Origin of the sequence: Flavobacterium hydrophilum, assembly GCF_003202405.1 — a bacterium.
In the GTDB taxonomy this organism is placed as follows: domain Bacteria; phylum Bacteroidota; class Bacteroidia; order Flavobacteriales; family Flavobacteriaceae; genus Flavobacterium; species Flavobacterium hydrophilum.
On record NZ_QJHL01000002.1, the window covers coordinates 195,944 to 222,782 of the forward strand.

30 protein-coding genes are annotated in these 26,839 nt (G+C 34.7%); 19 read left to right on the forward strand and 11 right to left on the reverse strand.

Annotated elements, in window-relative coordinates:
• The first annotated feature begins 266 nt into the window (after positions 1-266).
• From DMB68_RS10005 to DMB68_RS10035, 7 genes are all read left to right on the forward strand, one after another.
• The gene (locus DMB68_RS10005; RefSeq protein WP_110346553.1) at positions 267-1,958 is read left to right on the forward strand and encodes a ribulokinase; all 1,692 of its coding nucleotides are present in this window, start codon (positions 267-269) and stop codon (positions 1,956-1,958) included.
• Positions 1,942-2,643, forward strand: coding sequence for an L-ribulose-5-phosphate 4-epimerase (locus DMB68_RS10010; RefSeq protein ID WP_007808585.1), 702 nt, complete (start codon positions 1,942-1,944; stop codon positions 2,641-2,643). Before DMB68_RS10005 ends, DMB68_RS10010 begins: the two co-directional genes overlap by 17 nt.
• Positions 2,644-2,803: 160 nt before the next feature.
• Entirely contained in the window at positions 2,804-4,312 is a 1,509-nt protein-coding gene (gene araA, locus DMB68_RS10015; protein ID WP_110346554.1) for an L-arabinose isomerase, read from the forward strand.
• Between the two features lie 138 nt (positions 4,313-4,450).
• Complete coding sequence (locus tag DMB68_RS10020) at positions 4,451-5,632, forward strand: aldose epimerase family protein (RefSeq protein ID WP_110346555.1); 1,182 nt, start codon at positions 4,451-4,453, stop codon at positions 5,630-5,632.
• 533 nt (positions 5,633-6,165) lie between these two features.
• Positions 6,166-6,741, forward strand: coding sequence for a hypothetical protein (locus DMB68_RS10025; RefSeq protein WP_110346556.1), 576 nt, complete (start codon positions 6,166-6,168; stop codon positions 6,739-6,741).
• Between the two features lie 178 nt (positions 6,742-6,919).
• The gene (locus DMB68_RS10030) at positions 6,920-7,378 is read left to right on the forward strand and encodes a GNAT family N-acetyltransferase (protein WP_110346557.1); all 459 of its coding nucleotides are present in this window, start codon (positions 6,920-6,922) and stop codon (positions 7,376-7,378) included.
• Between the two features lie 2 nt (positions 7,379-7,380).
• The gene (locus tag DMB68_RS10035) at positions 7,381-7,851 is read left to right on the forward strand and encodes an OsmC family protein (protein ID WP_110346558.1); all 471 of its coding nucleotides are present in this window, start codon (positions 7,381-7,383) and stop codon (positions 7,849-7,851) included.
• 85 nt (positions 7,852-7,936) lie between these two features.
• Here the strand turns inward: DMB68_RS10035 and DMB68_RS10040 are convergent, their stop codons facing one another.
• The 4 genes from DMB68_RS10040 to DMB68_RS10055 all read right to left on the reverse strand — a co-directional run bounded on the left by DMB68_RS10040 (position 7,937) and on the right by DMB68_RS10055 (position 10,608).
• On the reverse strand, positions 7,937-8,593 hold the full coding sequence (locus DMB68_RS10040; RefSeq protein ID WP_110307718.1) for an aspartate kinase: 657 nt from the start codon (positions 8,591-8,593) through the stop codon (positions 7,937-7,939).
• Positions 8,594-8,713: 120 nt separating this feature from the next.
• Positions 8,714-9,085: a YraN family protein gene (locus DMB68_RS10045; RefSeq protein ID WP_110346559.1), complete on the reverse strand. Its 372-nt coding sequence runs from the start codon at positions 9,083-9,085 to the stop codon at positions 8,714-8,716.
• Between the two features lie 85 nt (positions 9,086-9,170).
• Positions 9,171-9,533: a hypothetical protein gene (locus tag DMB68_RS10050; protein ID WP_124019414.1), complete on the reverse strand. Its 363-nt coding sequence runs from the start codon at positions 9,531-9,533 to the stop codon at positions 9,171-9,173.
• A gap of 178 nt (positions 9,534-9,711) precedes the next feature.
• Positions 9,712-10,608, reverse strand: a complete 897-nt coding sequence (locus DMB68_RS10055; protein ID WP_110346561.1) for a S66 peptidase family protein — start codon at positions 10,606-10,608, stop codon at positions 9,712-9,714.
• Between the two features lie 226 nt (positions 10,609-10,834).
• Between DMB68_RS10055 and DMB68_RS10060 the strand changes: the two genes are divergently transcribed.
• Together DMB68_RS10060 and DMB68_RS10065 are read left to right on the forward strand one after the other, a co-directional pair.
• Positions 10,835-11,926: an endonuclease/exonuclease/phosphatase family protein gene (locus tag DMB68_RS10060; RefSeq protein WP_110346562.1), complete on the forward strand. Its 1,092-nt coding sequence runs from the start codon at positions 10,835-10,837 to the stop codon at positions 11,924-11,926.
• Between the two features lie 73 nt (positions 11,927-11,999).
• Positions 12,000-12,539 (forward strand): 3-hydroxyanthranilate 3,4-dioxygenase, encoded by a 540-nt coding sequence (locus DMB68_RS10065; protein WP_110346563.1) that lies wholly within the window; start codon positions 12,000-12,002, stop codon positions 12,537-12,539.
• A 211-nt stretch (positions 12,540-12,750) separates the two neighbouring features.
• Here the strand turns inward: DMB68_RS10065 and DMB68_RS23365 are convergent, their stop codons facing one another.
• Together DMB68_RS23365 and DMB68_RS10070 are read right to left on the reverse strand one after the other, a co-directional pair.
• A complete protein-coding gene (locus DMB68_RS23365) occupies positions 12,751-12,927 on the reverse strand; it encodes a hypothetical protein (RefSeq protein ID WP_165830119.1) in 177 nt (58 codons plus the stop codon).
• A 4-nt stretch (positions 12,928-12,931) separates the two neighbouring features.
• A complete protein-coding gene (locus DMB68_RS10070; protein ID WP_110346564.1) occupies positions 12,932-14,275 on the reverse strand; it encodes a serine hydrolase domain-containing protein in 1,344 nt (447 codons plus the stop codon).
• 225 nt (positions 14,276-14,500) lie between these two features.
• Between DMB68_RS10070 and DMB68_RS10075 the strand changes: the two genes are divergently transcribed.
• The 6 genes from DMB68_RS10075 to DMB68_RS10100 all read left to right on the forward strand — a co-directional run bounded on the left by DMB68_RS10075 (position 14,501) and on the right by DMB68_RS10100 (position 18,676).
• Complete coding sequence (locus DMB68_RS10075; protein ID WP_110346565.1) at positions 14,501-15,715, forward strand: aminotransferase class V-fold PLP-dependent enzyme; 1,215 nt, start codon at positions 14,501-14,503, stop codon at positions 15,713-15,715.
• A 10-nt stretch (positions 15,716-15,725) separates the two neighbouring features.
• Positions 15,726-16,151: a putative periplasmic lipoprotein gene (locus DMB68_RS10080; protein ID WP_110346566.1), complete on the forward strand. Its 426-nt coding sequence runs from the start codon at positions 15,726-15,728 to the stop codon at positions 16,149-16,151.
• Positions 16,152-16,153: 2 nt separating this feature from the next.
• The gene (locus tag DMB68_RS10085; protein ID WP_110346567.1) at positions 16,154-16,579 is read left to right on the forward strand and encodes a SufE family protein; all 426 of its coding nucleotides are present in this window, start codon (positions 16,154-16,156) and stop codon (positions 16,577-16,579) included.
• A 138-nt stretch (positions 16,580-16,717) separates the two neighbouring features.
• Positions 16,718-17,041: an SUF system Fe-S cluster assembly protein gene (locus DMB68_RS10090; protein ID WP_025570977.1), complete on the forward strand. Its 324-nt coding sequence runs from the start codon at positions 16,718-16,720 to the stop codon at positions 17,039-17,041.
• Between the two features lie 113 nt (positions 17,042-17,154).
• Positions 17,155-17,664: a DUF2480 family protein gene (locus DMB68_RS10095; RefSeq protein ID WP_110346568.1), complete on the forward strand. Its 510-nt coding sequence runs from the start codon at positions 17,155-17,157 to the stop codon at positions 17,662-17,664.
• A 79-nt stretch (positions 17,665-17,743) separates the two neighbouring features.
• Complete coding sequence (locus DMB68_RS10100; protein ID WP_110346569.1) at positions 17,744-18,676, forward strand: DUF3078 domain-containing protein; 933 nt, start codon at positions 17,744-17,746, stop codon at positions 18,674-18,676.
• 266 nt (positions 18,677-18,942) lie between these two features.
• Here DMB68_RS10100 and DMB68_RS10105 read toward each other — a convergent pair whose 3' ends face one another.
• The 3 genes from DMB68_RS10105 to DMB68_RS10115 form a co-directional block, all read right to left on the reverse strand.
• On the reverse strand, positions 18,943-19,272 hold the full coding sequence (locus tag DMB68_RS10105; protein WP_110346570.1) for a DUF4870 domain-containing protein: 330 nt from the start codon (positions 19,270-19,272) through the stop codon (positions 18,943-18,945).
• 121 nt (positions 19,273-19,393) lie between these two features.
• Positions 19,394-20,134 (reverse strand): LytR/AlgR family response regulator transcription factor, encoded by a 741-nt coding sequence (locus DMB68_RS10110; RefSeq protein ID WP_110346571.1) that lies wholly within the window; start codon positions 20,132-20,134, stop codon positions 19,394-19,396.
• Positions 20,135-20,138: 4 nt separating this feature from the next.
• Positions 20,139-22,160, reverse strand: coding sequence for a sensor histidine kinase (locus DMB68_RS10115; RefSeq protein WP_110346572.1), 2,022 nt, complete (start codon positions 22,158-22,160; stop codon positions 20,139-20,141).
• 235 nt (positions 22,161-22,395) lie between these two features.
• Here DMB68_RS10115 and DMB68_RS10120 point away from each other — a divergent pair, with 235 nt between their 5' ends.
• The 4 genes from DMB68_RS10120 to DMB68_RS10135 are packed head-to-tail and all read left to right on the forward strand — an operon-like array spanning position 22,396 to position 24,388.
• On the forward strand, positions 22,396-22,863 hold the full coding sequence (locus DMB68_RS10120) for a hypothetical protein (protein ID WP_110346573.1): 468 nt from the start codon (positions 22,396-22,398) through the stop codon (positions 22,861-22,863).
• 2 nt (positions 22,864-22,865) lie between these two features.
• Positions 22,866-23,333, forward strand: coding sequence for a hypothetical protein (locus tag DMB68_RS10125; RefSeq protein WP_110346574.1), 468 nt, complete (start codon positions 22,866-22,868; stop codon positions 23,331-23,333).
• Positions 23,311-23,841, forward strand: coding sequence for a hypothetical protein (locus tag DMB68_RS10130; protein ID WP_110346575.1), 531 nt, complete (start codon positions 23,311-23,313; stop codon positions 23,839-23,841). Before DMB68_RS10125 ends, DMB68_RS10130 begins: the two co-directional genes overlap by 23 nt.
• 4 nt (positions 23,842-23,845) lie before the next feature.
• A complete protein-coding gene (locus tag DMB68_RS10135) occupies positions 23,846-24,388 on the forward strand; it encodes a hypothetical protein (RefSeq protein ID WP_110346576.1) in 543 nt (180 codons plus the stop codon).
• A gap of 65 nt (positions 24,389-24,453) precedes the next feature.
• Here DMB68_RS10135 and hflX read toward each other — a convergent pair whose 3' ends face one another.
• Positions 24,454-25,683: a GTPase HflX gene (gene hflX, locus DMB68_RS10140; RefSeq protein WP_110346577.1), complete on the reverse strand. Its 1,230-nt coding sequence runs from the start codon at positions 25,681-25,683 to the stop codon at positions 24,454-24,456.
• Positions 25,684-25,841: 158 nt separating this feature from the next.
• Positions 25,842-26,705, reverse strand: a complete 864-nt coding sequence (locus DMB68_RS10145; protein WP_196783697.1) for a hypothetical protein — start codon at positions 26,703-26,705, stop codon at positions 25,842-25,844.
• Positions 26,706-26,839 lie beyond the last annotated feature (134 nt).

The following is a 26,839-nucleotide window of genomic DNA, read 5'->3' on the forward strand; positions in this document are numbered from 1 at the left end:
AAAAGTAGCCCTAAAGAAAGTGAGTTTAAGCTGAAAGGAAACCAAATTCAATACAATTTCCGGCATACTCAGCTACTGTTCTTAAAATAAAGATGAAATAATCGCAACAGAATAAATGTATAATTAACGTTTGTTTTTTGTTTTTAGCTTAAATCATTGTTTTGATGCATTATCTGTAAAAAACAATAAGCTTATTTTTATTAAGTGTTTTTTGTACACTTATAAATTAATTATATTATATTTGTCTCATTAAAATGATTTCGAAGATGAAAAATTACGTTATAGGATTAGATTACGGAACAGATTCTGTTCGTGCGGTGCTGATAGATACTGAAAATGGGCAGGAATTGGCATCTAATGTTTCTCATTACAAAAGATGGAAGATTAAGCAATATTGTGATGCATCGATCAATCAGTTTCGCCAGCATCCTCTGGATCATATTGAAGGACTGGAAATTACGATTCAGACAGTTGTAAAAGAAAGCGGTGTCGATTCATCTTTGATAAAAGGAATCTGTATTGATACTACAGGATCTTCTCCGGTGCCGGTTACAAAAGACGGAACTCCATTGGCTTTGACAAAAGGTTTTGAAGAAAACCCAAATGCAATGATGGTGTTGTGGAAAGATCATACGGCTATCAGTGAAGCAAACGAAATCAACGAACTGGCCGTAAGTTGGGGAGGAGAAGACGTAACAAAATATGTAGGCGGAATTTATTCATCAGAATGGTTTTGGGCAAAAATCCTGCATATTGCAAGAGAAGATGAAGCCGTTCGAAATGCAGCGCACACCTGGATGGAACACTGCGATTTAATGACGTATTTGTTAATTGAAGACAAAGATTTAAAAACTTTCAAAAGAAGCCGTTGTGCAGCTGGTCACAAAGCCATGTGGCACGAAGACTGGAACGGATTGCCGCCAGCTGAATTCTTAGAAAAATTACATCCGTATTTAGCACAGCTTCGCGGAAATTTATACGATGAAACCTATACATCTGATTTAGTTGCCGGAAAATTAAGCAAAGAATGGGCAGACCGCTTAGGACTTTCTACAGATACCGTTGTAGCTGTTGGAACTTTCGACGCACACTCAGGAGCGGTAGGAGCTAAAATTGGCGAAAATACTTTGGTTCGCGTAATGGGAACTTCAACCTGTGATATTTTGGTTGGTTCTTATGAAGAAGTAGGGACTAAAACCGTTCGCGGAATCTGCGGACAGGTTGACGGATCTGTGATTCCAGGATTTGTTGGTCTTGAAGCAGGACAATCTGCTTTTGGAGATTTACTGGCCTGGTACAAAGAATTACTGATGTGGCCAACAGAACAATTATTAGGTGCTTCAACTCTTTTAAATGACGCTCAAAAAGAACAGTTAAGAGAAGAATTCAGCGATAAATTAATCGTAGAATTGACGAAAGAAGCTGAAAAGATTCCGTTGTCTGAAAGTGTACCAACCGCTTTAGACTGGATCAACGGACGCAGAACTCCGGATGCTAATCAGGAAGTAAAAAGCGCCATTTCAAACTTATCTTTAGGATCAAAAGCGCCTCATATTTTTAAAGCTTTAGTAAACGCAATCTGTTTTGGATCTAAAAAGATTGTGGATCGTTTTGAAGAAGAAGGTGTAAAAATTGACAGCGTTATCGGTATTGGTGGTGTTGCCAGAAAATCGCCTTTTATCATGCAGACTTTGGCAAACGTTTTAAACAAGCCAATTAAAGTAGCCTTGTCAGATCAGGCTCCGGCTTTGGGAGCTGCAATTTATGCCGCAGTAGCTTCCGGAATTTATCCAAATGTAATCGAAGCCAGTCAAAAAATGGGAAGTCCTTTTGAAAGCGAATACACGCCACAACTTGACAAAGTTGCTGCTTACAACAAATTACTTTTAGCATACGACCAATTAAGCAGTTATGCCGATCCATCTATTAAAATTACAGAAAATGAGCTCTCTTTATAAAGATTTAAAACAAGAATGTTACGAAGCCAACATGCAGTTAAATGCATTGAATCTGGTGGTTTACACTTTTGGAAATGTAAGTGCTGTGGACAGAAAAAATGGTGTTTTTGCCATTAAGCCAAGTGGTGTGCCTTACGAAGATTTAAAACCGGAAGATATCGTGATTGTTGATTTTGACAATAACATTATTGAAGGAACCATGCGTCCGTCATCAGACACCAAAACGCATGCGTATTTATACAAAAACTGGCCAAATATTGGAGGGGTGGCTCATACACATGCTACATATTCAGTTGCCTGGGCACAATCGCAGCAGGATATTCCAATTTTCGGGACAACACACGCAGATCACTTAACTGCTGATATTCCGTGCGCGCCGCCAATGGCAGATTCTTTAATTGAAGGAAACTATGAACACAATACCGGAATTCAGATTTTGGATTGTTTCAAAGAAAAAAATCTTTCATATGAAGAAGTAGAAATGGTCTTAATCGGAAATCACGGTCCGTTTGCCTGGGGAAAAAATGCAGCAAAAGCGGTTTACAATAGTAAAGTTTTGGAAGTAGTAGCCGAAATGGCCTACCTGACTTTACAAATAAACCCGAATGCACCACGATTAAAAGATTCATTGATAAAGAAACATTACAACCGTAAACACGGAAAAGATTCGTATTACGGACAGTAAAAAAATTTAGTTTCAGGTTTCATGTTTTTTTAGTTTCAAGTTTTTGGAACGTAACTTGAAACCTGAAACAGACAGAACAAAAATAATAAACATAACAATTCAAGTTTTAAGGCTAAGCAAACGTGAAACCTGAAACGTGAAACAAAATTAAACAAAAACAATGATTGATATCTCTCAAAAAGAAGTATGGTTTGTAGTAGGAAGCCAGGAATTATATGGTGAAGAAACACTAAGAAAAGTAGCAGAACATTCTCAGATAATTGCAAAAGGGTTAGGAGAATCGTCTCAAATTCCTGTAAAAGTAGTTTATAAGGATGTGGTAAAATCTCCGGCTCAGATTTTAGATGTATGTTTGGCAGCAAACACTACTAAAAACTGTATCGGACTTATCACCTGGATGCATACTTTCTCACCTGCAAAAATGTGGATTGGCGGATTAAGCATCTTGAAAAAACCATTATGCCACTTGCATACCCAATACAATGCTGAAATTCCGTGGGGATCTATCGACATGGATTTCATGAATCTTAATCAATCAGCTCACGGAGATCGTGAATTTGGTTTCATCATGTCCAGAATGCGTAAAAAACGCAAAGTGGTTGTAGGACACTGGGAAGACGAAAGAGTTCAGAAAAAATTAGGTATTTGGACAAGAGTAGCTTTAGGATGGGATGAACTTCAAAACCTTAAAGTAGCCCGTATTGGAGACAATATGCGTGAAGTTGCCGTTACTGAAGGTGATAAAGTTGAAGCTCAAATTCGTTTCGGAATGTCGGTTAACGGTTTTGATTCTTCAGATGTTACGAAACATATCGAGAAAGTTACAGATGCACAATTAAAAGATTTGTTGGCAGTTTATGCCTCTTCTTATAACTTAACGGATTCTTTAAAAGAAGGCGGAGCGCAAAGAAGTTCATTAGTAGAAGCAGCAAAAATCGAATTAGGTTTAAGAGCTTTCCTTGAAGAAGGAGGATTTGGAGCTTTTACAGATACATTTGAAAATTTGGGAGCATGGAAACAATTACCAGGAATTGCAACTCAAAGATTAATGGCTGATGGTTATGGTTTTGGTGGAGAAGGTGACTGGAAAACGGCTGCAATGGTAAGAGCATTAAAAGTAATGAACGTTGGTCTTGAAGGCGGAACTTCTTTCATGGAAGATTACACCTACCATTTCACACCACAAAAATCATACGTTTTAGGATCGCACATGTTGGAAATCTGTCCATCTATTGCTGACGGAAAAGCTTCTTGTGAAGTACATCCTTTAGGAATTGGAGGAAAAGAAGATCCGGCCCGTTTAGTATTTAATTCACCTGCAGGAGAAGCAATCAACGTTTCATTAGTAGATATGGGGAACCGTTTCCGTTTAATTGTAAACGAAGTAGTAGCTGTAAAACCAATGGCTGAATTACCAAAATTACCGGTTGCAAGAGTTTTATGGGATTGTAAACCAAACCTTGATATTGCTGCTACAGCGTGGATTTTGGCAGGCGGAGCACACCACACTGTGTACAGCCAGTCGGTAACAACGGAATTCATGGAAGATTTTGCAGATATCGCCGGAATCGAATTATTAGTGATTGATGAAAAAACTACAATTAGAGATTTCAAAGATAAATTGAATGCCAACGAAGCGTATTACCATACGTTTCAACACGGATTGTAATATATAAGTCAAAAGTCTAATGTCGTAAAGTCTAAAAGTACCAATGTTAATGAATGAAACCTTGGTAAATTTTGTAACTTTCGACATTAGATTTTTGACTTTAAGACTTAGACTTTACAACTTTAAACCAAAAAAATTATGAATGTATTAAAACGTTGTGCTTTCGGAATTGGGATAATCGGTTTGGCAACACTTTCTGTTCAATGTAAAAGCGATAAAAAAATGGATGCAACCACTACTCAAGAAGCAAAAGATTCTGTAACAATTGTAAAATCGGATTACGGAACAACTCCAAAAGGAGAAAAAATTGAAAGCTACAAGCTGAAAAACCAAAACGGAATGGAAGTAGATATCATCACTTTTGGTGGTATTATCACGGATTTAAAAGTGCCAAACAAAGACGGTGTTTCTGAAAATGTAGTTACCGGATTTACTTCTCTGGAACAATACATGAAACCAAACCCGTTTTTCGGAGCTTTGATCGGACGTTTCGGAAACCGAATTGCAAAAGGTAAATTTACATTAGACGGTAAAGAATATACATTAGCAATCAATAATGCTCCAAATGCTTTGCACGGAGGGCCTGAAGGTTTTTTTAGAGTAGTCTGGAAAGCAGAAGAAGCTAAATCAGGAGAAGCAGCAGTTTTGAAATTATCTTATTTAAGCAAAGATATGGAAGAAGGCTATCCTGGAAACTTAAAAGTTTTAGTGACGTACACGTTAACTAAAAACAACGAATTGGAAGTGCTTTACGAAGCAACTACAGATAAAAAGACCGTTGTAAACTTAACACAACACACGTATTTCAACCTATCAGGTGATTTCTCTAAAACGATTTTAGATCATGAACTTACTTTGAATGCGGATAAAATTGTTCCGGTAGATGCTACTTTAATCCCGACTGGTGAATTGCAGGATGTTGCCAACACGCCATTCGATTTCAGAAAGCCAAAATTAATTGGAAAAGATATCGATGCTAAAGATGAACAATTAATAAGAGGAAAAGGGTATGACCACTGCTGGGTACTGAACAATCCTGAAAAAGGAAAAACAGTTATCGCAACAGCTTACCACCCTGCAAGCGGAAGAGTTTTAGAAGTTACCACAGATGAACCTGGAATTCAGTTTTACTCCGGAAACTTCCTTGACGGAACTTTACCAATGCGTAACGGCGGAACCTATGCGCACAGAACAGGTTTCTGTTTAGAAACACAACACTACCCGGATTCTCCAAACCAGAAAAACTTCCCAACGACAGTTTTAAATCCGGGCGAAAATTATAAAACGAAAACAACCTTTAAGTTTTCTGTAAAAAAATAAGTTTAATCAGTTTTGTTAGTTCAATTCAAAAACCTCGAAAGTTGTGATTTCGAGGTTTTTTTGTTATTTTATTAACTTAGATGCTAAAATAAATTATTTTTAGAATTTCTCAAAGGGGCAAAGGTGTAGAAAATGAAAAACTTTGCAACTTGTACAAATTTTATTGTATAATGACTGGGACATAATAGTTATAAATTCCAAAAAGTTATATTATTAAAATTGGACAAAAGATGTGTTAATTTATATGTTTGATAGTGATTTTTTAAAGAAAACGTATTACATTTGCACCAACAAGTTATTCACAATCAAAACGATTTATTCACATTTACATTCAGAAAGATGAAAATTATTTCAAAATTCTCGAAAAAAACTAAAGTTCAATCAAGTGCAAGTAGCGCAGGTAAAGATATCAAGAGTATTGATTTTACATGCAATGTTGTTCATGTTGGACATGTTTTGACTATAAGTGATATTAATAAAAATAGATCAAGTAAGTATAACTATCTTTCTTTTTAATATCATTTATATTTTAGATGGCATTAAAAGGCTACCATTATACCTCTAAAGGTAGTGATTTTGATTCAAATAATACTCAACTAGAACGTTATACATTTAAGTCTGATATAGTAAATCAACAGTATATTGTTGAAATACTTATTCTTGAGCATGATATATATGTGGCTCAATTTTATTTAAAAAATCATAGACTATCAGGTAAAAGATTTAACCTTCTTTTGGATAATCCAATAGAAAAAAATAATCGACATGTTTTATATGTTCTAAATACGATTACTAATATTTGTTTAGATATATATGCTAAAAATCCTAATGCATCTTTTGGATTTATGGGCGCTCCTACATCAAAAGAGTCAAATCCAAAGAAGAATAAAGCAAATATAAATCCCGATAGGACAATTAAAAATACAAAAAGACATAGGGTCTATTCTCTATACGTTAAGCGATATTTTTCTCCTGAAAAATTTACACATATTGTTTTTAATGACTCAAGTTGTTATTTATTGAAGAATAATTCAAATTTGAAATTAGACGTATCACTTTCAAATGATTATCACAATGAGTTGATTAAGACTAAAATGTCTATTAATTAAAGAAGAATAGATAGTTGTTTTTTTGCAAACCAGAGGACTCGGATATACTAAAAACTTGTTAGTAAAACAGTGCGGATTTATAATCCTTGCCCGCAAAGTTGGTAGTGAAATAGTTTTTGTAAAATGAATTGAAAGTATTGAAAAAGCAGAATCATTCTATAAGAAGCGAAACCAAATCATGCAAATCAATATCCTGAAAGCACAAAAAAATGATTTAGTCACAATTCTTCAATTACAAAAAGATTGCTACCTCTCTGAAGCCGAAATTTATAATGATTATGAAATTCAGCCCTTAACACAAGATTTAGAATCATTAGAAAAGGAATTCGAAAATTCAATAATTTTGAAGAGTGTAATCAATGGAGAAATTGCAGGTTCAATTCGGGGTTATGAAGCAGAAGGAACCGCTTACATTGGTAAGCTGATTGTCAGAAGTGATCACCAAAACAAAGGAATCGGCAGAAAGCTCATGGTTGCAATAGAAACGAGTTTTAAAGACTGTAACCGATTTGAATTGTTTACCGGATTTAAGAGTGAAAAGAATCTTTATCTCTATAACAAAATTGGTTATAGTGAATTTAAACGAAAAATTATAGATGATAACTTGACACTTGTTTACTTAGAAAAGATAAAATAAAAATGACCTTCAAACACATTTTCAAAGCAGCAATAAACTGGAATTCCAAACAAAATCAAGAACAATCAGAAAGAAAATTCTACAGCAAAAGCCATAAAATTTTAATCGAAGGAAAACCCGTTTTAAACGTTTCTGCTGCCAAAGCTTTTAAAGGTGATCCCGAATTATACAATCCGGAGGATCTGCTTTTAAGCAGTCTGGTTTCCTGTCACATGATGTCGTATTTATATGTATGTTCCCAAAACGGAATAGAAGTTCTGGAATATTCAGATCATGCAGAAGCCATACTGGAAGTTGCTTCCGATGGCAGCGGACGTTTTACAGAAGTTCGTCTGCATCCAAATGTAGTAATTGCAAACGCTGACAAAGTTCAGGAAGCTTTAGATTTACATACAAAAGCAAACCAATTGTGTTTTATTGCCAACTCCTGTAATTTTCCGGTTTTGCATCAGGCAAATTGCAAAGCGTTGTGAAATAAAAAAAGAGACTGGTGGCCCAGTCTCTTTCATATATTGTCTTTTTTTATTTTTTTTTGATCGGGGTTTTTATCAAAAGAAATTAATTTTTCAAATCTTTGATTACTTTAAAAGCAACGTCAACTTGTTCTTCTCCTACTAAGATTGTGAATTCATTAGAAGTCGAAATTACCTCATTGATAATAATTCCTTCCCAGGCTAAACGCTGAAAAATGAAATAATAAATTCCAGGAACTACAATATTTTCTTTTGGTAATTTTACAGTAATAGAAGCCAGATTATCCAATTTCTGAATCAGTTTTTCGCGGATAAAATGTTTTTCAACTAAATGATTGATACTGCTGCTTACTACGATATTCGTTTCGTTTACGCCACGTGATGAGGTATAAAAAATATCAGACAGCACATTAATATCAGAAATCAAATCAGCTTGTTTGTTTAAAACAGAGTCTGAAGCTGCAAAAGTGTAATCTGTCAATTCAGAACGAACCGTAATTTCACCAATGTTTTTAATGACCTTATTGATTTTGTGGTTCAGTTTAAAATCTAATTCTTCTGTTAGTCTTTTTAGGGACATTACTACAGCGCCTTGTTTTACTTCTTTACCGAATTCGCTTTCCAGTTCGGTCATGATGTTACGGGACAAAGATGTCAGGTTGATAATTCCCAAGGAAAGTGCATTCAGTAAAAATGGCTTGGTTTTGATGTAATTTTCTACAATCGAAGAAACGGTTTTCATAATCTTTTAATTGTTTTTGGGTAACGTAATTGTGTTAGTTTGGTTGTTTGTGATGTTATAAATCTCTGCAAAGATAAATTAAAAAACAATTTGTTACAAATATAACAATAAAAAAATATGTTAAAAATGATAAAAAGCGTCAGTAAGATGCTCAATAGCAAATGATTCCTGACTTTTATGGATAGCAATGATGTCAAAACGAATTTCTAAATCGTCTTCAAAATCTTTTTCCCTATCGTTTATGTAGGCATTTACTGCTTTTATGAGAAGCTGAATCTTTTTGGGTTTCACAAAATCCTGCGGCAAACCGAAATCTAAACTTGATCTGGTCTTTACTTCAATCACCGCCAGAAAATTATCTTTTTTGGCGAGAATATCAATTTCGGCTTTTTGAAAAACCCAGTTTCTTTCTAGAATTTTATAGTCGTTTTGAAGCAGATATTCTACGGCTAAATCTTCACCTTTTTTTCCTAGTTCGTTGTGTTCAGCCATTTTTTGGGTTAGATTTTTAGAGTTGAAGAAATTTCACTTTTGAAAAATAGTATGCAAAAAGTAATTCTACTAACTCAAACAGCCATTAGAATTTATGGTAATTTGTTTTTAAGATTTGATGTCCAAAAACAGGACTGTCATATTCAATTCTGTCTTGAAACTCTTGAACTTCCCATGGAGGATCAATAGGAATATTATCAATTTTATCACCGTTGAGTTTACATGATTCTGCATATAATTCATCCTCAACTAAAATAAAATTTTGTTTATGTTCAATAAATGGAAAATTAAAAGCATCTTCATGTCTTTTCAAAGTTTTGGTTTCTATCTCAATTGCTCCCCATTGATGAACTGATCTAAAAAAAATCATTTTTGTTTCTGGAATAAACACAAAGTTTATTTCATTTAAATTTTCAGCTTTTTCTTTCCATTCAAATTTGACTTTCAATTGACTTTTAAAAGTTTTAAAGTACACAATTGAACAAGCTATAATATTTTCTGAATTGCCTTTTTTTTCAGTGCAGGTAATATCACAGTCATCAACAATTATATTGTTTTTAAAATTCTGGATAGAAATCTCCATATATAATTAATTGTTAGTGCTAAAGTCCTATATGTATAATTTTTTACTTAAAAATAACAGTACTCCCGGAAGCATTCACTTCAATAGAGATCGTACTTCCCATAACAAGCGCACGATTATCCTGAATATGTCCGGCCGGAAAATTAAAAATCACCGGAATATTGTATTTTTTGGTCACGTCATCTACAATTTCCAGCGCATTTTTCCCCCACGGAACTTCATTGTCTTTCATTTTGGTCATACCGCCAATAATGATTCCTTTCAGGTTTTCGATACAACCATTTCGACGTAAATTCATCATCATACGATCAATATGATACAGGTATTCATCTAAATCTTCTATAAATAAAATTTTGTCTTTGCAGTCAATTGCTGACGGAGATCCTAATAAACTGTATAAGATAGAAAGATTTCCACCCACCAATTCACCTGTTCCCTGACCAAAACGGTTCATGTTATGTGGAGCAATAGAATACGAAATAGCCTCACCAAATATTGCCGATTTCATAGAACTGATGGCTGCCGGAGTAGCACGCGGAATCGTAACCGGCATAACCCCATGAATAGATTTGTAACCCATGGTATTGAGGTGATTGTGCAAAACCGTAACGTCACTAAAACCAATAACCCATTTTGGATGTTGCTTGAATTTCGTAAAATCCAGTAAATCCAGCATTCTCACAGTTCCGTAACCCCCTCGTACGCACCAGATCGCTTTTATATTCGGATTATCGAGTTGCTTTTGAAAATCGGCAGCGCGTTGTTCGTCTGTTCCGGCCAATTGATGGTAATCGAGTCCGATTGAATTTCCGATTACGGCTTCTAAACCCCAGCTTTTCAGTAAATCTATAGTAGGTTTTAAATTATCATCGATGTTTTTTCTGGCTGTTGCCAAAAGAGCTACGGTATCTCCTTTTTGTAAATAAGGTGGTGTTATCATGTTTTGTTGGGATTGACAGGTAAAGGATTGGAAAGCAAAAATAAGAAATACGAATCTGTAAAAAGCAAAAGGGCTGTTTATAGTAAGGAATCTGCTTGTATTCATTTTCTTTTTGGCTTTTTGATTTATTAATAACAAAGATAGAGATTTAAAAAAATAAATTTAATTGAAATTTCTTACAAATGTAAAATTTCATTAATTTCAGCGATTTAAAAAATCAATTTTTATGCGAATAATTACACTTAGAATTTGTTTTATTTCTTTGTTTTCGATTGCGGCTTATGGCCAGGCCAAAAAATATAGTATCCATACGGCAGCTTTTTACAATTTCGAAAATCTTTTTGACACTATTGATGATATTTACACGAACGATGATGAATGGACGCCAAACGGAGTTCAAAACTGGACAACAGAAAAATACCATCAAAAATTACAAAATCTTTCCGGAGTTTTGTCTGAAATCGGAACGCCTGAAAATCGGAATGCACCAACTTTAATCGGAGGTTCCGAAATTGAAAACAGAGGTGTTCTGGAAGATTTGATTAAGCAACCTAAGCTGCTTTCTTTCGATTACGGAATCATTCATTTTGATTCGCCCGACAAAAGAGGTATCGATGTGGCATTATTGTATCAGAAGAAATTTTTTAAACCGACTACTTTTTCAAATATACCTTTATATATATTGAAAAATAAAAATGTACAAGAAGAGAAAAAAGAAGAATCAACTGATGAAGAAATAACGACGGCAATTCAAAACAATCGGGTTTTTACCCGTGACCAGCTTTTGATAACCGGTTTTTTAGAAGGAGAAGAAATTAATATCATTGTCAATCACTGGCCTTCGCGTTCCGGAGGAGAGAAAGCAACAAGCGAATATCGTGAAGCAGCAGGAAAATTAAACCGAAAAATAATCGATTCGCTGCAGCAAATTAATCCAGATGCAAAAGTCATTACAATGGGCGATTTAAACGACGGTCCGTATAATAAAAGTATAAAAACTGCCTTGGGGGCAAAAGCCAAAAAAGCAGAAGTTCCGGAATTTGGCACTTATAATCCTTTTGAAGAAATGGCGAAACGCGGCATGGGAACTACAGCTTTTCGGGATTCCTGGGATATTTTCGACCAGATCATTATTACGCAATCACTTATAAAACCTGATTTTTCATCGTTTAAATTCTGGAAAGCCGGGATTTTCAACAAGCCCTATCTCATTCAGAATTCAGGACAATACAAAGGATATCCGTTGCGGCACAGTTCGAACGAAGTTGGTTTCAGCGACCATTTTCCTGTTTATATTTATCTGATAAAAGAAATGTAAACTCACGACTACTGCTGTGCCTCTCTACAAATTTTCCTTAACTTAGCCTCTCATAAATTTAGAATCTCAAAAAATGGCTATAGCAAAACCTTTCAACCTGACTAAATGGATAGACGAAAACCGTCATTTACTAAAACCGCCTGTTGGAAATAAAAATTTATATGTTGATTCAGGCGATTATATTGTTATGATCGTGGCAGGACCAAATGCCCGAAAAGATTATCATTATAACGAAACCGAAGAACTTTTTTACCAGCTGGAAGGAAATATAAAAGTGGTAATTCAGGAGGATGGCGAACGCAGGGAAATGATTCTGAATGCAGGCGATATGTATCTCAATCCTGCAAAAGTGCCACATTCTCCGGTTCGTTCCGAGGGGTCTATTGGTTTGGTGATTGAGCGAAAACGTGCCGGATTAGGCTACACAGACGGTTTGCTTTGGCATTGCGACAACTGCAACCATAAATTATATGAAGTATTTTTCGAACTGCACAATATCGAAAAAGATTTCCTGCCGCATTTCGAACATTTCTACAATTCAGAAGAGCTGAGAACCTGCGATAATTGCGGAACCGTTATGGAATCTGATCCGAGGTTTGTGGCTAAGAAATAATTTTAGACAAATTTATAAATACAAAAACCGATAGATTTTTTAAATTTATCGGTTTTTTTAGGAGCTATTTCCCGCTATCCGTTTCAAACTAAGTTCACTGAACTCGAATGAAAATAAATGCTAAGTGAAGTAATCTTTTTTTCGATAAACAATCTCAAAAAAGGGTTTTCACTACTCGGGGCTATGCTGTTTTCAAATGATCTTTTAAAATTTAATCTCTTAATCGGACAATAAAGAGTATAAATCCGAAAAAAAGTAAACCTAATCCCAGGCAAAGACAAATTGTGCTTATAAAAGGGCCACCAATATTTTCAGACCAGGCTATTCCATTTAAAATAAAACCAACAGGTATCATTACAAGCGGTAATAATATTTTTTTATTTTTCATTTGACTATTTTTTCACACTCCCAATAATCCCTTTCAAAAACCCATTAAAATCAAAAGCAGGATCTTCCTTCAATCCCATTCTCACAATCACCATATCTTTTGATGGAATAATCGCAACCATTTGACCCTGATAACCGTTGCAGTAAAACATGTCGCGTGGAGCGTCCGGGAATTTTCCGCCGGCATTCAGCCAGAATTGTGCTCCATATTTTCCTTCCGAAGTATTGGTTGGTGTTGCGGTGTATTTTACCCAGCTTTCATCCAGAATTTGCTCACCGTTCCAGTTACCTTTATTTAAATACAGTAATCCAAATTTAGACCAGTCGCGTGCAGTCGCCCATGCGTATGAGGAACCTACAAAAGTTCCGCTCATATCCTGTTCTGTAATCATCGAATTCATTCCGATTTTATCAATCACGGCGCTGTACCAAAAATCAAGATATTCCTGTTGGGTTTTAAATTGTCTTTTTAAAATTAGTGATAATAAATTGGTCGTTCCCGAAGAGTAATTCCAATGCGTGTTGGGTTTAAACTGAGCCGGTTTGTCCAGCTGTACTTTGCCCATATCTTCTGCCTGAAAAAGCATTTTGGTAGCATCGCAAATCGTGTTGTAATTCTCTTCCCACTCCAAACCCGAATTCATGTGCAGCAGATCATTGATAGTGATGTTTTTGCGTTCGTCATTTTGCCATTCTGCGACAGGAGCTGGTTTGAAAATATCTATTTTTCCTTGCTTAGCAAGCACGCCAAAAGCCGAACTGGTAATACTTTTTGTCATCGACCATCCCAGAATTCTGCTGTCTTTCGTAAAACCGGTATCGTATTTTTCGGCAATCAGTCTGTTTTTGTATAAAACTACTATGGCACGTGTTCTTTTTAATTTTCCACCGGATTTATCGAAAGCATTGTCAATCGCTTTTTTTAGTTTTGAGTAATCAATATTGGTAAAAACCGTGTCTTTTGGCTCGATGTTTCCGTAAGGGAAAGGCAAAGTTTTAGATTTAGCTCTTTTGGGAAGCAAATAAGGTTTTGAAACATCAAAATCATCATTTATTAAAGTTGCTCCCAAACCTTCACGGTAAATGGCTTTTCGTTCCTTTAATCCGTAGACATTGGAAGTAGCAAATTTTCCGGCATCATCAATTGTGTTTGTTGCCAGGTCGATGAGGTTAATATCATTGTCGGTTTTTTCGATTAACTCTTTCGAACGGTTATCCAAAAAATGTCCCGAAGCAATACTTTTGGCTGAAAAGCCTGAAATCAGATCCAGTTTTGGGTAAGTGGTAAAACCAAAATAAAGAATTATTAAAAGAAGAAGAATGCCAAGTAAACGAAAGACTTTTTTCATAATTTTTTGCAGTTGTTTTGAATGCAATATAAATAATTTATAGACAGGATTTTATCAGGCTGGTTTTTAAATTATTGGAAAGAAACTCTGAAAAAAAGAATTAATTTTTGAGGAATCTGCATTACAATTTTGAATTTGATAGTACTATAAAAGGAAATGATAGAATTGGCAGATAAAACAATTTAGATTTAGTACTTTTGTAAATAGAATTTTTCTAAATAAATTATGCTGGATATTCAAAAAATAAGAGCTGATTTTCCGATACTTTCTGAAAAAGTAAATGGAAAACCATTAATATATTTCGACAATGGGGCAACCTCGCAAAAACCGCAGGTTGTTATTGATGCCGAAGCGAAATATTATCAGGAAATAAACGCCAATATTCACCGTGGAGTCCATACATTAAGCCAGTTAGCGACTGATGCGTATGAAATTTCGCGTGTAAAATTGCAACATCATATCAATGCCAAATTTTCTCACGAGGTTTTATTTACTTCCGGAACAACACACGGAATCAATTTAGTAGCGAATGGTTTTGCTTCTATTTTAAAACCGGGGGATGAAGTTTTAGTTTCTTCTCTGGAACATCACAGCAATATAGTGCCGTGGCAAATGTTGTGTGAAAAAACGGGAGCTGTCTTAAAAGTGATTCCGATCAATGAAGAAGGAGAACTGATCATCAGCGAATACGAATCTTTATTATCTGATAAAACCAAAATCGTTACCGTAAACCATATTTCGAATGCATTGGGCGTAATCAATCCTGTGAAGGAAATGATTGCTAAAGCACATGCCGTTGGAGCTGCTGTTTTAATTGACGGAGCACAGGCTGTTCCGCATTTAAAGCCTGATGTTCAGGATTTGGATTGTGACTTTTACGCTTTTTCAGGGCATAAAATGTGCGGGCCAACCGGAACCGGAATTTTATTCGGAAAAGAAGAATGGCTAAACAAACTGCCTCCATATCAAGGTGGTGGTGAAATGATCAAAGAAGTTACTTTCGAAAAAACAACGTACGCTGATCTGCCTCATAAATTTGAAGCCGGTACTCCAAATATCGCGGGCGGAATTGTTTTAGGGACTGCGGTTGATTATTTGAACAATATTGGTTTTGGAAACATTCAGCTTCAGGAAAACAAACTTTTGGAACACGCCACAAAACGTCTGCTTGAAATTGAAGGTTTGAGAATTTACGGAAACGGAAAAAATAAAGCTTCGGTAGTTTCGTTTAATATAGACGGGATTCATCCTTATGATATTGGCTCCATAATTGATAAATTAGGAATTGCAGTTCGTACCGGACATCACTGTGCGCAGCCGATCATGAATTTCTTCTGTATTCCGGGAACCATTCGCGCTTCGTTTTCTTTTTACAACACGAAAGAAGAAATTGATGTAATGGTTGAGGCCATTAAAAAAGCAAAAACAATGTTAAGTTAAAAAACTTTTTATGAAAATACTATCTTTAATACTCTTGACGATTTTTATCGGAGCTGGCTGTTCAAGTCAAAAAAAGGCAGATATGACGTCAACGGTGATTGAATATTCGGCCATGTCCAGAGGTTATTATAAAAAGATAGTGGTTCAAAACCAAACGGTTTCAGTTACCAATGGAAGAGATGCACAAACGGTAGAAAATAAAATTGAAAAAGCAAATTGGGACAAAATTATAGCCGAATTTGAAAAGATAGATGTAGAAAAAATTTCAACCTTGAAAGCACCAACCGAAAAACGTTTTTATGATGGTGCCGCAATTGGAAATTTAAAAATAACCCAAAATCAGAAAACCTACGAAACACAGGGTTTTGACAATGGTTTTCCTCCAAAGGAAATTGAAAAACTAGTCAATTTGCTGACTGATTTTGTTAAAGAATAATTATGACAATTAAAGAAATACAGAACGAAATTATAGATGAATTTTCGATGTTTGATGACTGGATGCAGCGTTATGAATATATCATTGAATTAGGAAAAAGTCTTCCGTTAATCAAAGAAGAATATAAAACAGAGGAAAATTTAATCAAAGGCTGCCAGTCGAAAGTGTGGCTTCAGGGAGAACAAAATGATGATAAAATTGTTTTCACAGCAGACAGTGATGCGATTTTAACCAAAGGAATTATTGCAATTCTGATTCGTGCTTTCTCCAATCAAAAAGCAGAAGATATTATAAAGGCAGATACGGAATTTATAGATGAAATTGGTTTAAAGGAACATCTATCTGCAACACGTGCAAACGGTTTAGTTTCAATGATAAAAAACATCAAAATGTACGCATTGGCTTTTGAGGCAAAAAATAAAAACTAAATATTTTTAAACCATATAAGTTATATAAGGAAATTTAAGTTCGCTTCTTAAATGCACTTTTATTATCCGACACAAATAGGTTTCACTAATTAAATGAACTTATATCACTTATATGGTGAAAAAGAAAAAACAAATAAAATGGAACAAGAAATAGACACAAACGAATTAGGAGAATCAATCGTAAGAATTTTAAAAGGCATTTACGATCCTGAGATTCCTGTAGATATTTACGAATTAGGATTGATTTATGATGTAATGGTGAATACGGATTACGAAGTGAAAATCCTTATGACTTTAACATCTCCAAACTGCCCGGTTGCAGAAAGCTTACCAAGAGAGGTAGAGGAAAAAGTAAAAACAATCGAACACATAAAAGATGTTGAGGTAGAAATTACTTTTGATCCGCCATGGAGTAAAGATTTAATGAGTGAAGAAGCAAAATTAGAATTAGGAATGCTTTAATATTTGTTTCAGGTTTAAAAGTTTCAAGTTTCAGGTTGCGTAAACTTGACTCGAGAACTTTGTTCGAACAGGCGAAGCAAACTTGAAACCTAAAACTTGAAACTATTTTTTATATGGAAGAAATTATCAATAAAGTTGCCAATAGTGCTTTAGAAGTTTTTGATTTAGAGGATTATTATCCAAAAGGTATGCGTGTGCAGATTGACATTTCGCAGTGGCTTTTGGAAGGTTTTTTATTGAAAGAAAAAGACTTTAGGGAACATCTTAAAAATCACGACTGGTCGCAATATCAGGATCAATATGTTGCTGTACATTGTGGTACAGATGCTATAATTCCTGCCTGGGCATTGATTTTGGTAAGTGTGCATTTAGCGCCTTTTGCAAAAAAAGTAGTCAACGGAACCATCGAAGATCTGGATGCCAGTTTATACGAAGAAATTTTAAGTAAAATTGATTATTCTGTTTACAAAAGTAAACCGGTAATTGTAAAAGGCTGTTCGAAAAAACCGGTACCTATGCGCGCTTATATTTTGGCAACGACCTATTTGCAGCCTTTTGCAAGAAGCATTATGTACGGTGAAGCCTGTTCTGCGGTACCTTTATACAAAGAATCTAAGAAATAACTTTCTTTATAACTCAATAAACTCTCAGGCTTTAGCGTTTTTAGTATTATATTTGTTAATATACTTAAACTAAACAACTATGAGAAAGATAGCTTTATTACTCTTCGTTTTAGCGAACTTTACATTTGTTCAGGCACAAAATACCGAAAAGGAATTAATTCAGAATACAGAAAAAGCGGTAAAAAAAATAAACGACACTATTGAAGGCGAAGGCTGGAAAACAAAAGGAACCGTATCGCTTTTGTTAAACCAATCGAGTTTCAATAACTGGATTGCAGGAGGTGAAGACAGTTTCTCAGGAACATTAGGGATCAACTATGATTTCAATTATAAAAAAGACGATATAACGTGGGATAACAAAATCCTGGCTTCGTATGGGCTTCTACAAACCAAAACGGCAGATTTCGCAAAAAAGACAGATGACCGACTTGAATTCAATTCAATCGTAGGAAAAAGAGCTTTTGGCGATTGGTACTATTCTTATTTTGTAAATTTTAGAACCCAATTTACTACCGGCTATATTTACGGCCAAGATGAAAACGGAAAAGAAATCAGAACCGAAAGTACCAAATTTATGTCTCCGGGTTATTTTACAACCGGTCCGGGTATTTACTGGACAAAAGATGCTAATCTAAAAATCAACTTTGAACCTTTAACCTCCAAATTTACTTTTGTTGATAATACCTATACTTCAGGAATTGGTTATGTAGATGGTGATTATTTTGGTGTCGATCAGGGCAAAAGCATGCGTTATGAATTAGGTTTTTACGCTTCGGTGTATTACAAACTGGCGATCATGACCAATGTAACTGCCGAAAATACGTTGAATCTTTACTCCAATTATTTAGAAGATCCTCAAAATGTCGATATGGATTACTCGCTGAATATCATCATGAAAGTAAACAAATACTTGTCGGCAAACTTTTCATTCCAGGCAATTTATGACGATAATGCTTTCCAGGGATTTCAAACCAGACAAGTTTTTGGTTTAGGAGTTAACTTTGGATTCTAATCAAAGTCCGGAGCAGCACAATTGGCATTTATAAGAGCATGATTTCCCGCCATCCGCTATATCTTTACTTGCCATAAAGAAGGCAAGCAAAGGATACCGCTGCTGTCGGGGCTAATTAAAAACAATAGGCTTTTAAATATTTAAATCGGTTTTGAAAAATTTTGAAAATGATTTTTTTGCTCTAAACAGAAAGATTCCCAACCGCTCTTAGCCTTAAAACCAAGATTGTTGAAATAAAAACGTCAGCTAAAAAAGATAATCTGATATTAGTCTATAAAACCAAATTTATCTTCAAAAATTTTTCCAATTACCGGAATAGGTTTCTTCTGTTCGTTGGCAGCGTTAATGATACCGAAAATCCATAAGATAAAAATGGCATAACCAATATAACTTAGGAAATAGAGCGAGGTAACGGTTGTAATAACCACAGAAAGAATAATGTTTAAGGCAAGAGAAACTAAAAAGATTCCGAATCCTTGTTTCAGATGGTAGGTTACCAAATCGCTTTTTGGGGTTAAATCTTTGCTTTTTACAAAAGCTATAATCCAACCAATGATAGTGATGTAGCTTAAGATAGACAGGGTTTTTTTGTTCATCGTTATAGTTATTTACTGGATCAAAAATAGCTAGAACTGTTTTAAGTCAAAACCGTGACTTTGTCTTCTGTTGTTTCTGATTGGTATTTAGGTTCTTTAAATAGATATTATGTATTGAGTATTAAATCTCATCTTTCATCAGTTTAAAAAAAGCTTCCTTTTTTGCTCTTGAAATGGGTACAAAAGATTTATCATTCATCTGCACCATTCCTTCACGGGAATAACTCACAATACAATTCACATTTATCAAATGCGACTGATGAATACGGAAAAATGCCGGAGGTTCCAGCAAATCCTCATAATTTTTGAGCGGTTTTGAAACCATTATTTTCCTGCCATCTGAGAGAAAAAAAGTGGTGTAGGAACCGGAAGTTTCACATCTTATAATTTGTTCCAGTTTCACAACATACATTGCTTCCTGTGTGGGCAGAATAATTCGGTCAGGAGTTTTAGAAAGGTTAATCTGCAATTCATTTAACTGTTGTTTTTCTAAAACCCTTTCCTGTAAAAGTGAAATACGGTCTATAGCCATTTTCAGTTCCTCCGGATCTATGGGTTTTAAAAGATAATCGATAGCGCTGTACTTAAAAGCGTTAACGGCATGTTGTTCATAAGCAGTTGTAAAAATCAGATGAAAGGAATTAAAAGCGATTTGCTTTAATACATCAAATCCGGTTCCGTCTTTCAGCATGATGTCCATAAATACTAAATCCGGTTTCAGGCGGTCAATCAATTTTACGGCCTCTTCAACACTTTCGGCGTAAGCCACCACCTGAATTTCATCAGGAGCAGTCATTTCGAGCATTATCGACAAGGCTTCCCTGAGGCGCTGTTCATCTTCAATAATAATAGTTTTGTACATTGTATTATAGTGTTGGAATGTTTAAAATAACGACACAACCCTGTCCATCATCCGGATTGCGTTCCAGAACTTCAAATCCTGCATACGGATTTTCTTTCTGCATTTTACTTAACCTTTCGTCTGTAATTTTAGTAGACAAAGATTCGTGATTGTCGTTCCGATTTAATTTTGCGGAAGCTGCCAAACCGATTCCATTATCTTTAATTGTGCAAATGAGGTTTCGTTCGTCAATATGTTGTGTGAAGTAAATTTCTATTAAACCTTTAATTTCTTTAATTTGTGGTTTCAGTCCATGTTCGACAGCATTTTCAATAAAAGGCTGAATCAATAATGGTGGAATAAGAACATCGGTTTCAACGGTTTCATCGCATTCAATCACATATTCAAAATCATTATTAAGCCGCAGCTGCTGGAGTTCGATATAATTTTTTAAAGTATTGATTTCTTCGCCAAGCGAAATGGTTTCTTTTCGGGATTGTTCCAAAACCTGACGGGTGAGTTTGGCAAATTTATTCAGATAAGAAACAGCAGGAAGCGTATCTTTTTGCAGAATCATGCTCTGGATATTCCCTAAAGCATTAAAAATAAAATGTGGATCCATTTGCGATCTCAGCAGTCTTCTTTCCAGTGAAAGTGTCGCGGCCAGGTTTTCTATCGTTTCTTTTTCCATCAACTGTACTTTAAGTTCAGTATTGGCCTGTTCCTGTTTCAGGAAATCTTCACGGTTTTGATAATAGCGCTGGCGATAATAATAGGAACGGAACATAAATACCAGTCCAATCAGTAAAACACCTGCAATTCCGTAACCTAATAATTTGTTTTTTTGAACCAGTTCGTTTTCAAGCTCCAATTGTTTAATACGTTCGAGCTTTTTAGAAGATTCATATCGTACATCAGCATTTTGCAATACTTTTTGAGTCGATTCATCATATTTCAACTGATTGTATTTAACGTATTCGGCATCATAATTATAATAGGCTTCAAAATCTTTTCGTTTTGCCGCAACATCTTTCAGGCAGTCGTAAAAAGTAGCTAAAAGGTAATTATCCGTATAGGGAAGGCTTTTTTGGTATTTTATTCCTTCAGTAAATAATAGTTCAGCTTTGGCATAATCGCCTTTTTCTGTAAAATAGAATCCCTGAAGCCCAATGGCACTTCGGTAAATGATTCTGATATTGTATTGTTTCGCAATAGCGGTTGCTTTCTCCAGGTTTTTCAAAAACGATTTTTCATCAATGGGTTTCGGTCCTTTCGAATAAAGATCGGCTAGATTGATATACGCAATTCCAATATTGCTTTTGCTTACTATTGAGCTGGCATGTTTTTCAGCATGACCAACCGTTTGCTTAAAAAAAGTTACTGCTTCATACCATTCTGTAGTGTTTGCAGTTTCCAGCTTATCGGTTAAGTAACTTCCAAAAGCAAGGCGGGCATGCAGAATACTTTCAGGATCACCGGCTTTAGCGGCATGGAATAAAGCTTCACGGGCATATTTTTCAACTTTGGTAGGTGAAGCCGGAGAAAAAAGATACGAGATGTCTGAAGCAATTTTAGAACACTGATCGTGTGCTGCTGCTTTTGCAAAAAGCTTATAGGAAGCCAGAAGGTATTTTATAGCCTCAGGCTTTTCGTCAATATATGATTTCAGTGTTCCCATGGCAAGGAATGCATACGCTTTTGGTCTTATTTTATTGGTTTTGCCGGACAAATAATAAGCGCTGTCGGCGTAATGTGAAAATTCTTTTAAATGCAGTAATCTTCTTTGGGTTAAAGCTAAATATGAATAGCAAATAATCTTATCCTCTGTACTATTTTTCTTTTTTGCCTGATCTAATGCAAGCTGCTGCATTTTTTTGCAGGAAGCAGTATCAGAAAAACGTTTGGAATATCCATAAGCGGCCAAATTCTCTGTAGCAGAAGCTTTTTGTGCATGGACTGAAATTCCCAAAAACATAAAAAGCAATAGAAAAGAAATCCTTTTTAAATTGTTCTTTTTTAATGGAAAAAGTATAGGAATGAAGTGCATAAAATCGATATTATTGAGGGAAAGTACAAATTGTCTGATTATTGACCAAACATTTTCAGGTAGAAAAACCGATTTGCAAATAGCGTTCTAAATAGATCATAAACCTTTATTTTACTGATAACCTGCCACTCTCACCAAATAAAAATCTAACGCTACCATATACAAATTCTGAATTGTTCTGAAATTTAGTAAATGGTAATCTTGCTTTAAATATTTTTTAAAACAAACTTAAATTATGAATAAGAAAAAGTTTACATTAATGCTAATTGTCTTTTGTTTTTTGACGACACTGAGTTACGGACAACAGGAAGACAAACGTGTTAAAATAGAAATCACGATAAAAGATGGTAACAAAACGATTGTGGCACCAGTTCGGTCTGCGACATTCTCTTTTACAACTTCAACAAACAATGTTACAACGACTGATGGAACTGAAAAAAAAGAGCAGACAAAGAATTATTATTTTTCTATAGATTTTGAGAAGCAGAATGTAGCGTTATTGAAAGCTTTTATGACCAATAAGAATGGACTTGATGGATACATCACAATGGTAGATTCTTACGGTAAAATGCCTTCCAGAAAATTAGAATTTACAAAAGCAAACATAGATTCCTTGAGCGATCAATTGACTGCAGATTATACCAGCTCCTATATGTCAATAGTAGCCGCTACACTGATTATTGATGGAGTAAAAATCGAATAACTATGGAAACATTACAAAAATTCACAAAAAACGGAAACCAATATGTCATGAAGAGACAATATGGCTTTGGCTTGTTTGTAGTTTTAGGAATGGCAGCATTTGCCTTTGCCGGCGTATTGACCAAGAATACAACTATGATCTGGATTTTTGGAATTCTTACCGTTGTATGTCTGATTTCTATTTTTATAAACCATGTTGTGATCGATATGTACCAAAAAGAAATCCTTATCAAAAATGCCTTGATTATTCCGCCGGTCAGGATCCCGTTGGGTGATTTTGTCAATTTTGAAGTCGTACGAACCACTCAGTATTTCGTTACGATCAATGTTTCGCTGAATCTTTATTATATGAAAAACGGCAAAGAGCTGTGTAGTGGTGTCGCTCAGGGATTAACAGCCAGATCGATGCAAAATTTACTTAACGAAATTCAGGAAATTATAAATAAAGATGAACATTCAGGAAAAATATAATATTGAAGAAACTGTGAATACGTTTTCTTTATGCCCTAAAAAGCCATCGCTTGCCATGTCGTGGTGGTTTTTAGCTGGTATTATTGCAGGCATTTTGATTTTATCGTTTTTTGATTATCGCCTTGATGAAGCAATGCGATGGGCAATTTATATCTTGATGGGTTATTTTGTATTGCATAGTTTATATGATATACAAATAGGAAGCAAAATACGCTATACTTTTGATGCAAAAGAAAATGCAGTTTTCAAGAGTAGTCCATTGCAGGCAAAAAGAAAAATTATGAAACTGGACGAAATTGTCATTTTTGTACACTCTGAGATGGGAAGCTGGTATTATGCATTAGGTGCGCAAAAGAGACAGTTTATAAAAAGTTATATTATCAGTGAAAGTTTTAGTTCAGGCAAAAAAAGCGAAACAAAACAGGAAGCTTATGAAAATTTTGTTTTGACGAAAATTGATAAATTACAGGCTTCGGTGATAAAAAAGACTGAAACTCAAAACCAATAATAACATGAAACTTAAAATCATTTTTATTCTTTTTTTATCGACTATTGTTTTGTCGTGCAACCTGCTAAATGATAGCCCGGATCAGGTGTTTCAGGTAATTGGCCTTAATGCGAATAAAATTCCTAAAAGTTTCGAGCAGGTCTTCAAAGAACTGCGCCAGCATAAAGCAAATGGCAGTTTGCAGGTTCCAACAGCTGATAATAAATCGATGCGTCCGGGTACCTGTGTGGAGTCAGTAAAGTATTGGTATGGTAATACATTTAAAGAAGATATCAAAAAAATCAAAAAACTAAAGGTTGAGGAAGAAGCCAAACCTATTGTCACAACTGCATTAGATTTGTTTCAATATGCCGATGAAATTCAAAAAACGGATTTTCTTATAATTGCAAAAATGATTGATGAAGGAAAAAGCGAAGAGGAAATAGATAATGCCAGCAGAAAACTCGATGATACTAAAGGGATATTGCTCGATAAAAAATATGAAAACGTCATGAAATTATTGTTGCCTTATGCCGATAAAAACGGTGTTGAATACAAGACATTTTAATTCTAGATTTGTAAACAAAAAAATCCCTTTTGATTTTTCAAAAGGGATTGTGTTTTAAGAAATTTTTATTCTTCTTCTTTCTCAATGGCATCCTTATAATCGGGATACAAAAATTTATTATATGGGAATCTCGTAATATGAATCTGTCTTACCGCTTCATAAACCCTTTCTCTGAATTCTTCAAAATTCTCTTTATGGGTAGCCGAAATAAACAGTGCATTGTCTTCGCCTAAACGATGCATCCAGGTTGCTTTCCACTCATCAAGTGTATAATGTCTTGGTGTTTTTTCAGTCATTAAATCATCTTCGTCTATCGTCAGATGTTTGTAGGCATCAATTTTATTGAAAACCATAATAACCGGTTTTTCGTGTGCTTTGATATCCTGCAAAGTCTGATTTACAGAGGCAATATGATCTTCAAATTCCGGATGCGAAATATCTACAATATGCAATAATAAATCAGCTTCGCGAACTTCATCCAGTGTACTTTTAAAAGAATCTACCAATTGCGTTGGCAGTTTTCTAATAAATCCTACTGTGTCTGAAAGTAAAAAAGGCAGGTTTTTAATTACTACTTTTCGAACAGTAGTATCCAGGGTTGCGAATAATTTATTCTCAACAAAAACATCACTTTTACCAACAGCATTCATCAAAGTCGATTTTCCAACATTGGTATAACCTACAAGGGCAACACGTACCATCGCACCCCGATTGCTGCGCTGAACACCCATTTGTTTATCGATCGTTTTGATTTTATCTTTCAATAACGAAATACGGTCACGAACGATACGTCTGTCAGTTTCAATCTCGGTTTCACCCGGACCACGCATACCAATACCCCCTTTTTGACGCTCAAGGTGTGTCCATAAACCGGAAAGCCTTGGCAATAAATATTGACATTGTGCTAGTTCAACCTGTGTTCTTGCATAAGATGTTTCGGCTCTTTGGGCAAAAATATCCAGAATCAGATTGGTTCTGTCCAGGATTTTACAATCGATAATTTTAGAAATGTTTTTTTGCTGTGACGGCGTTAATTCATCATCAAAAATTAAAGTCGATATACTGTTTTCTTTTACAAAAAGATTGATTTCATCTATTTTTCCGGTACCCACAAAAGTCTTCGGGTTCGGACGTTCCATTTTTTGAGAAAAACGTTTAATAACTTCACCTCCTGCGGTAAATGTTAAAAACTCTAATTCATCCAGATATTCGTTAAGTTTTTCCTCACTTTGATTTTGAGTCACAATACCAACAATGGCCGTTTTCTCAAAATTTATAACTTCTTTTTCTAACATAGCTTTGAATAAGTTGCAAATTTAATGATTTGTGAACTACCAGCATTATAGAATTATGTTTTTAAGTTCTATTTAATAAATTGTGGAGTCCTGAATAAAAAACAAAACCATTTAGAAAGCAATTTCTAAATGGTTTAAGGAGACTGAATAAACAGTTTTTATTCGTAAATAAACGTTTTTTCCGTTTTTACAATTCCGTTTTCTTCAATTTGAGAACAGGAAATCGGAAAATTCAGTTTATTGTATTTATATTTTCTGCTTACAGCAACCAAAGCTGTCGAGGTAGGGCTGAAATTTACTTCGTTATTATAAGATATGGCTTCAAAGCTAAATTCACTTTCGTGGTAGGAAATCATCGGTACAATTATTTTATAATTATCACCAAATAAGTTTTGAACGATTAACTGATCTACTGATTTTTTATCATCAAAAGTATAGGTTTTAGATATTTTATCTCCAACCAGACCTTTGTGTTTGGATACATTATCATTTACATAAACATATTCGATTTTAGCAATAATAGCTTTGTTTCTGTCACGTGAAGTACGTCTTACAAGAATACCGTTTTCTACAATATATTCGATGTCTTCCAATACATTCTGATGGTTTGTACTTTTCTTTGTTATAGCTTTTATTCTCGCTCCGTCATAATTAAAAGTCACAGTTTTGGTGATATAATCATTACCTTCATGATACTTATTTACAAATTTTGTAATGTTGTTATCTGCATCATACGTATAATTGACAACTTCTTTCCAGTCACTTCCAATTTTATCTTTAACGGTCATATCCAGTAATCCGTTTTTGTTATAAAAGAATTTCTGAATAACATCTGAAGTCGTGATAGTTTCAATTTTTCCGTCCTTAAAAACAACAGTTTTGTTTACAATTTCACCGTCTTTAGAGTTTTGGTAATTTGTTTTTATAATATTAATTTGTTTTAATCGAACTGGAGCGTCCTGACTGTGTAACAAACCGGTAGAAACCATTGCAAGAATGGCAAACAAGTAGATTTTTTTCATAAGAATTTAATTGATTTGGGATGACCAAAATACAAAATTCTATGAAATTTTGACAATCAAAGAACTGAAAAACACAATATTTAGATTTTTAATACATTTTGTAGCTGTAAATCATTGTATTATGCTGTTTTTGA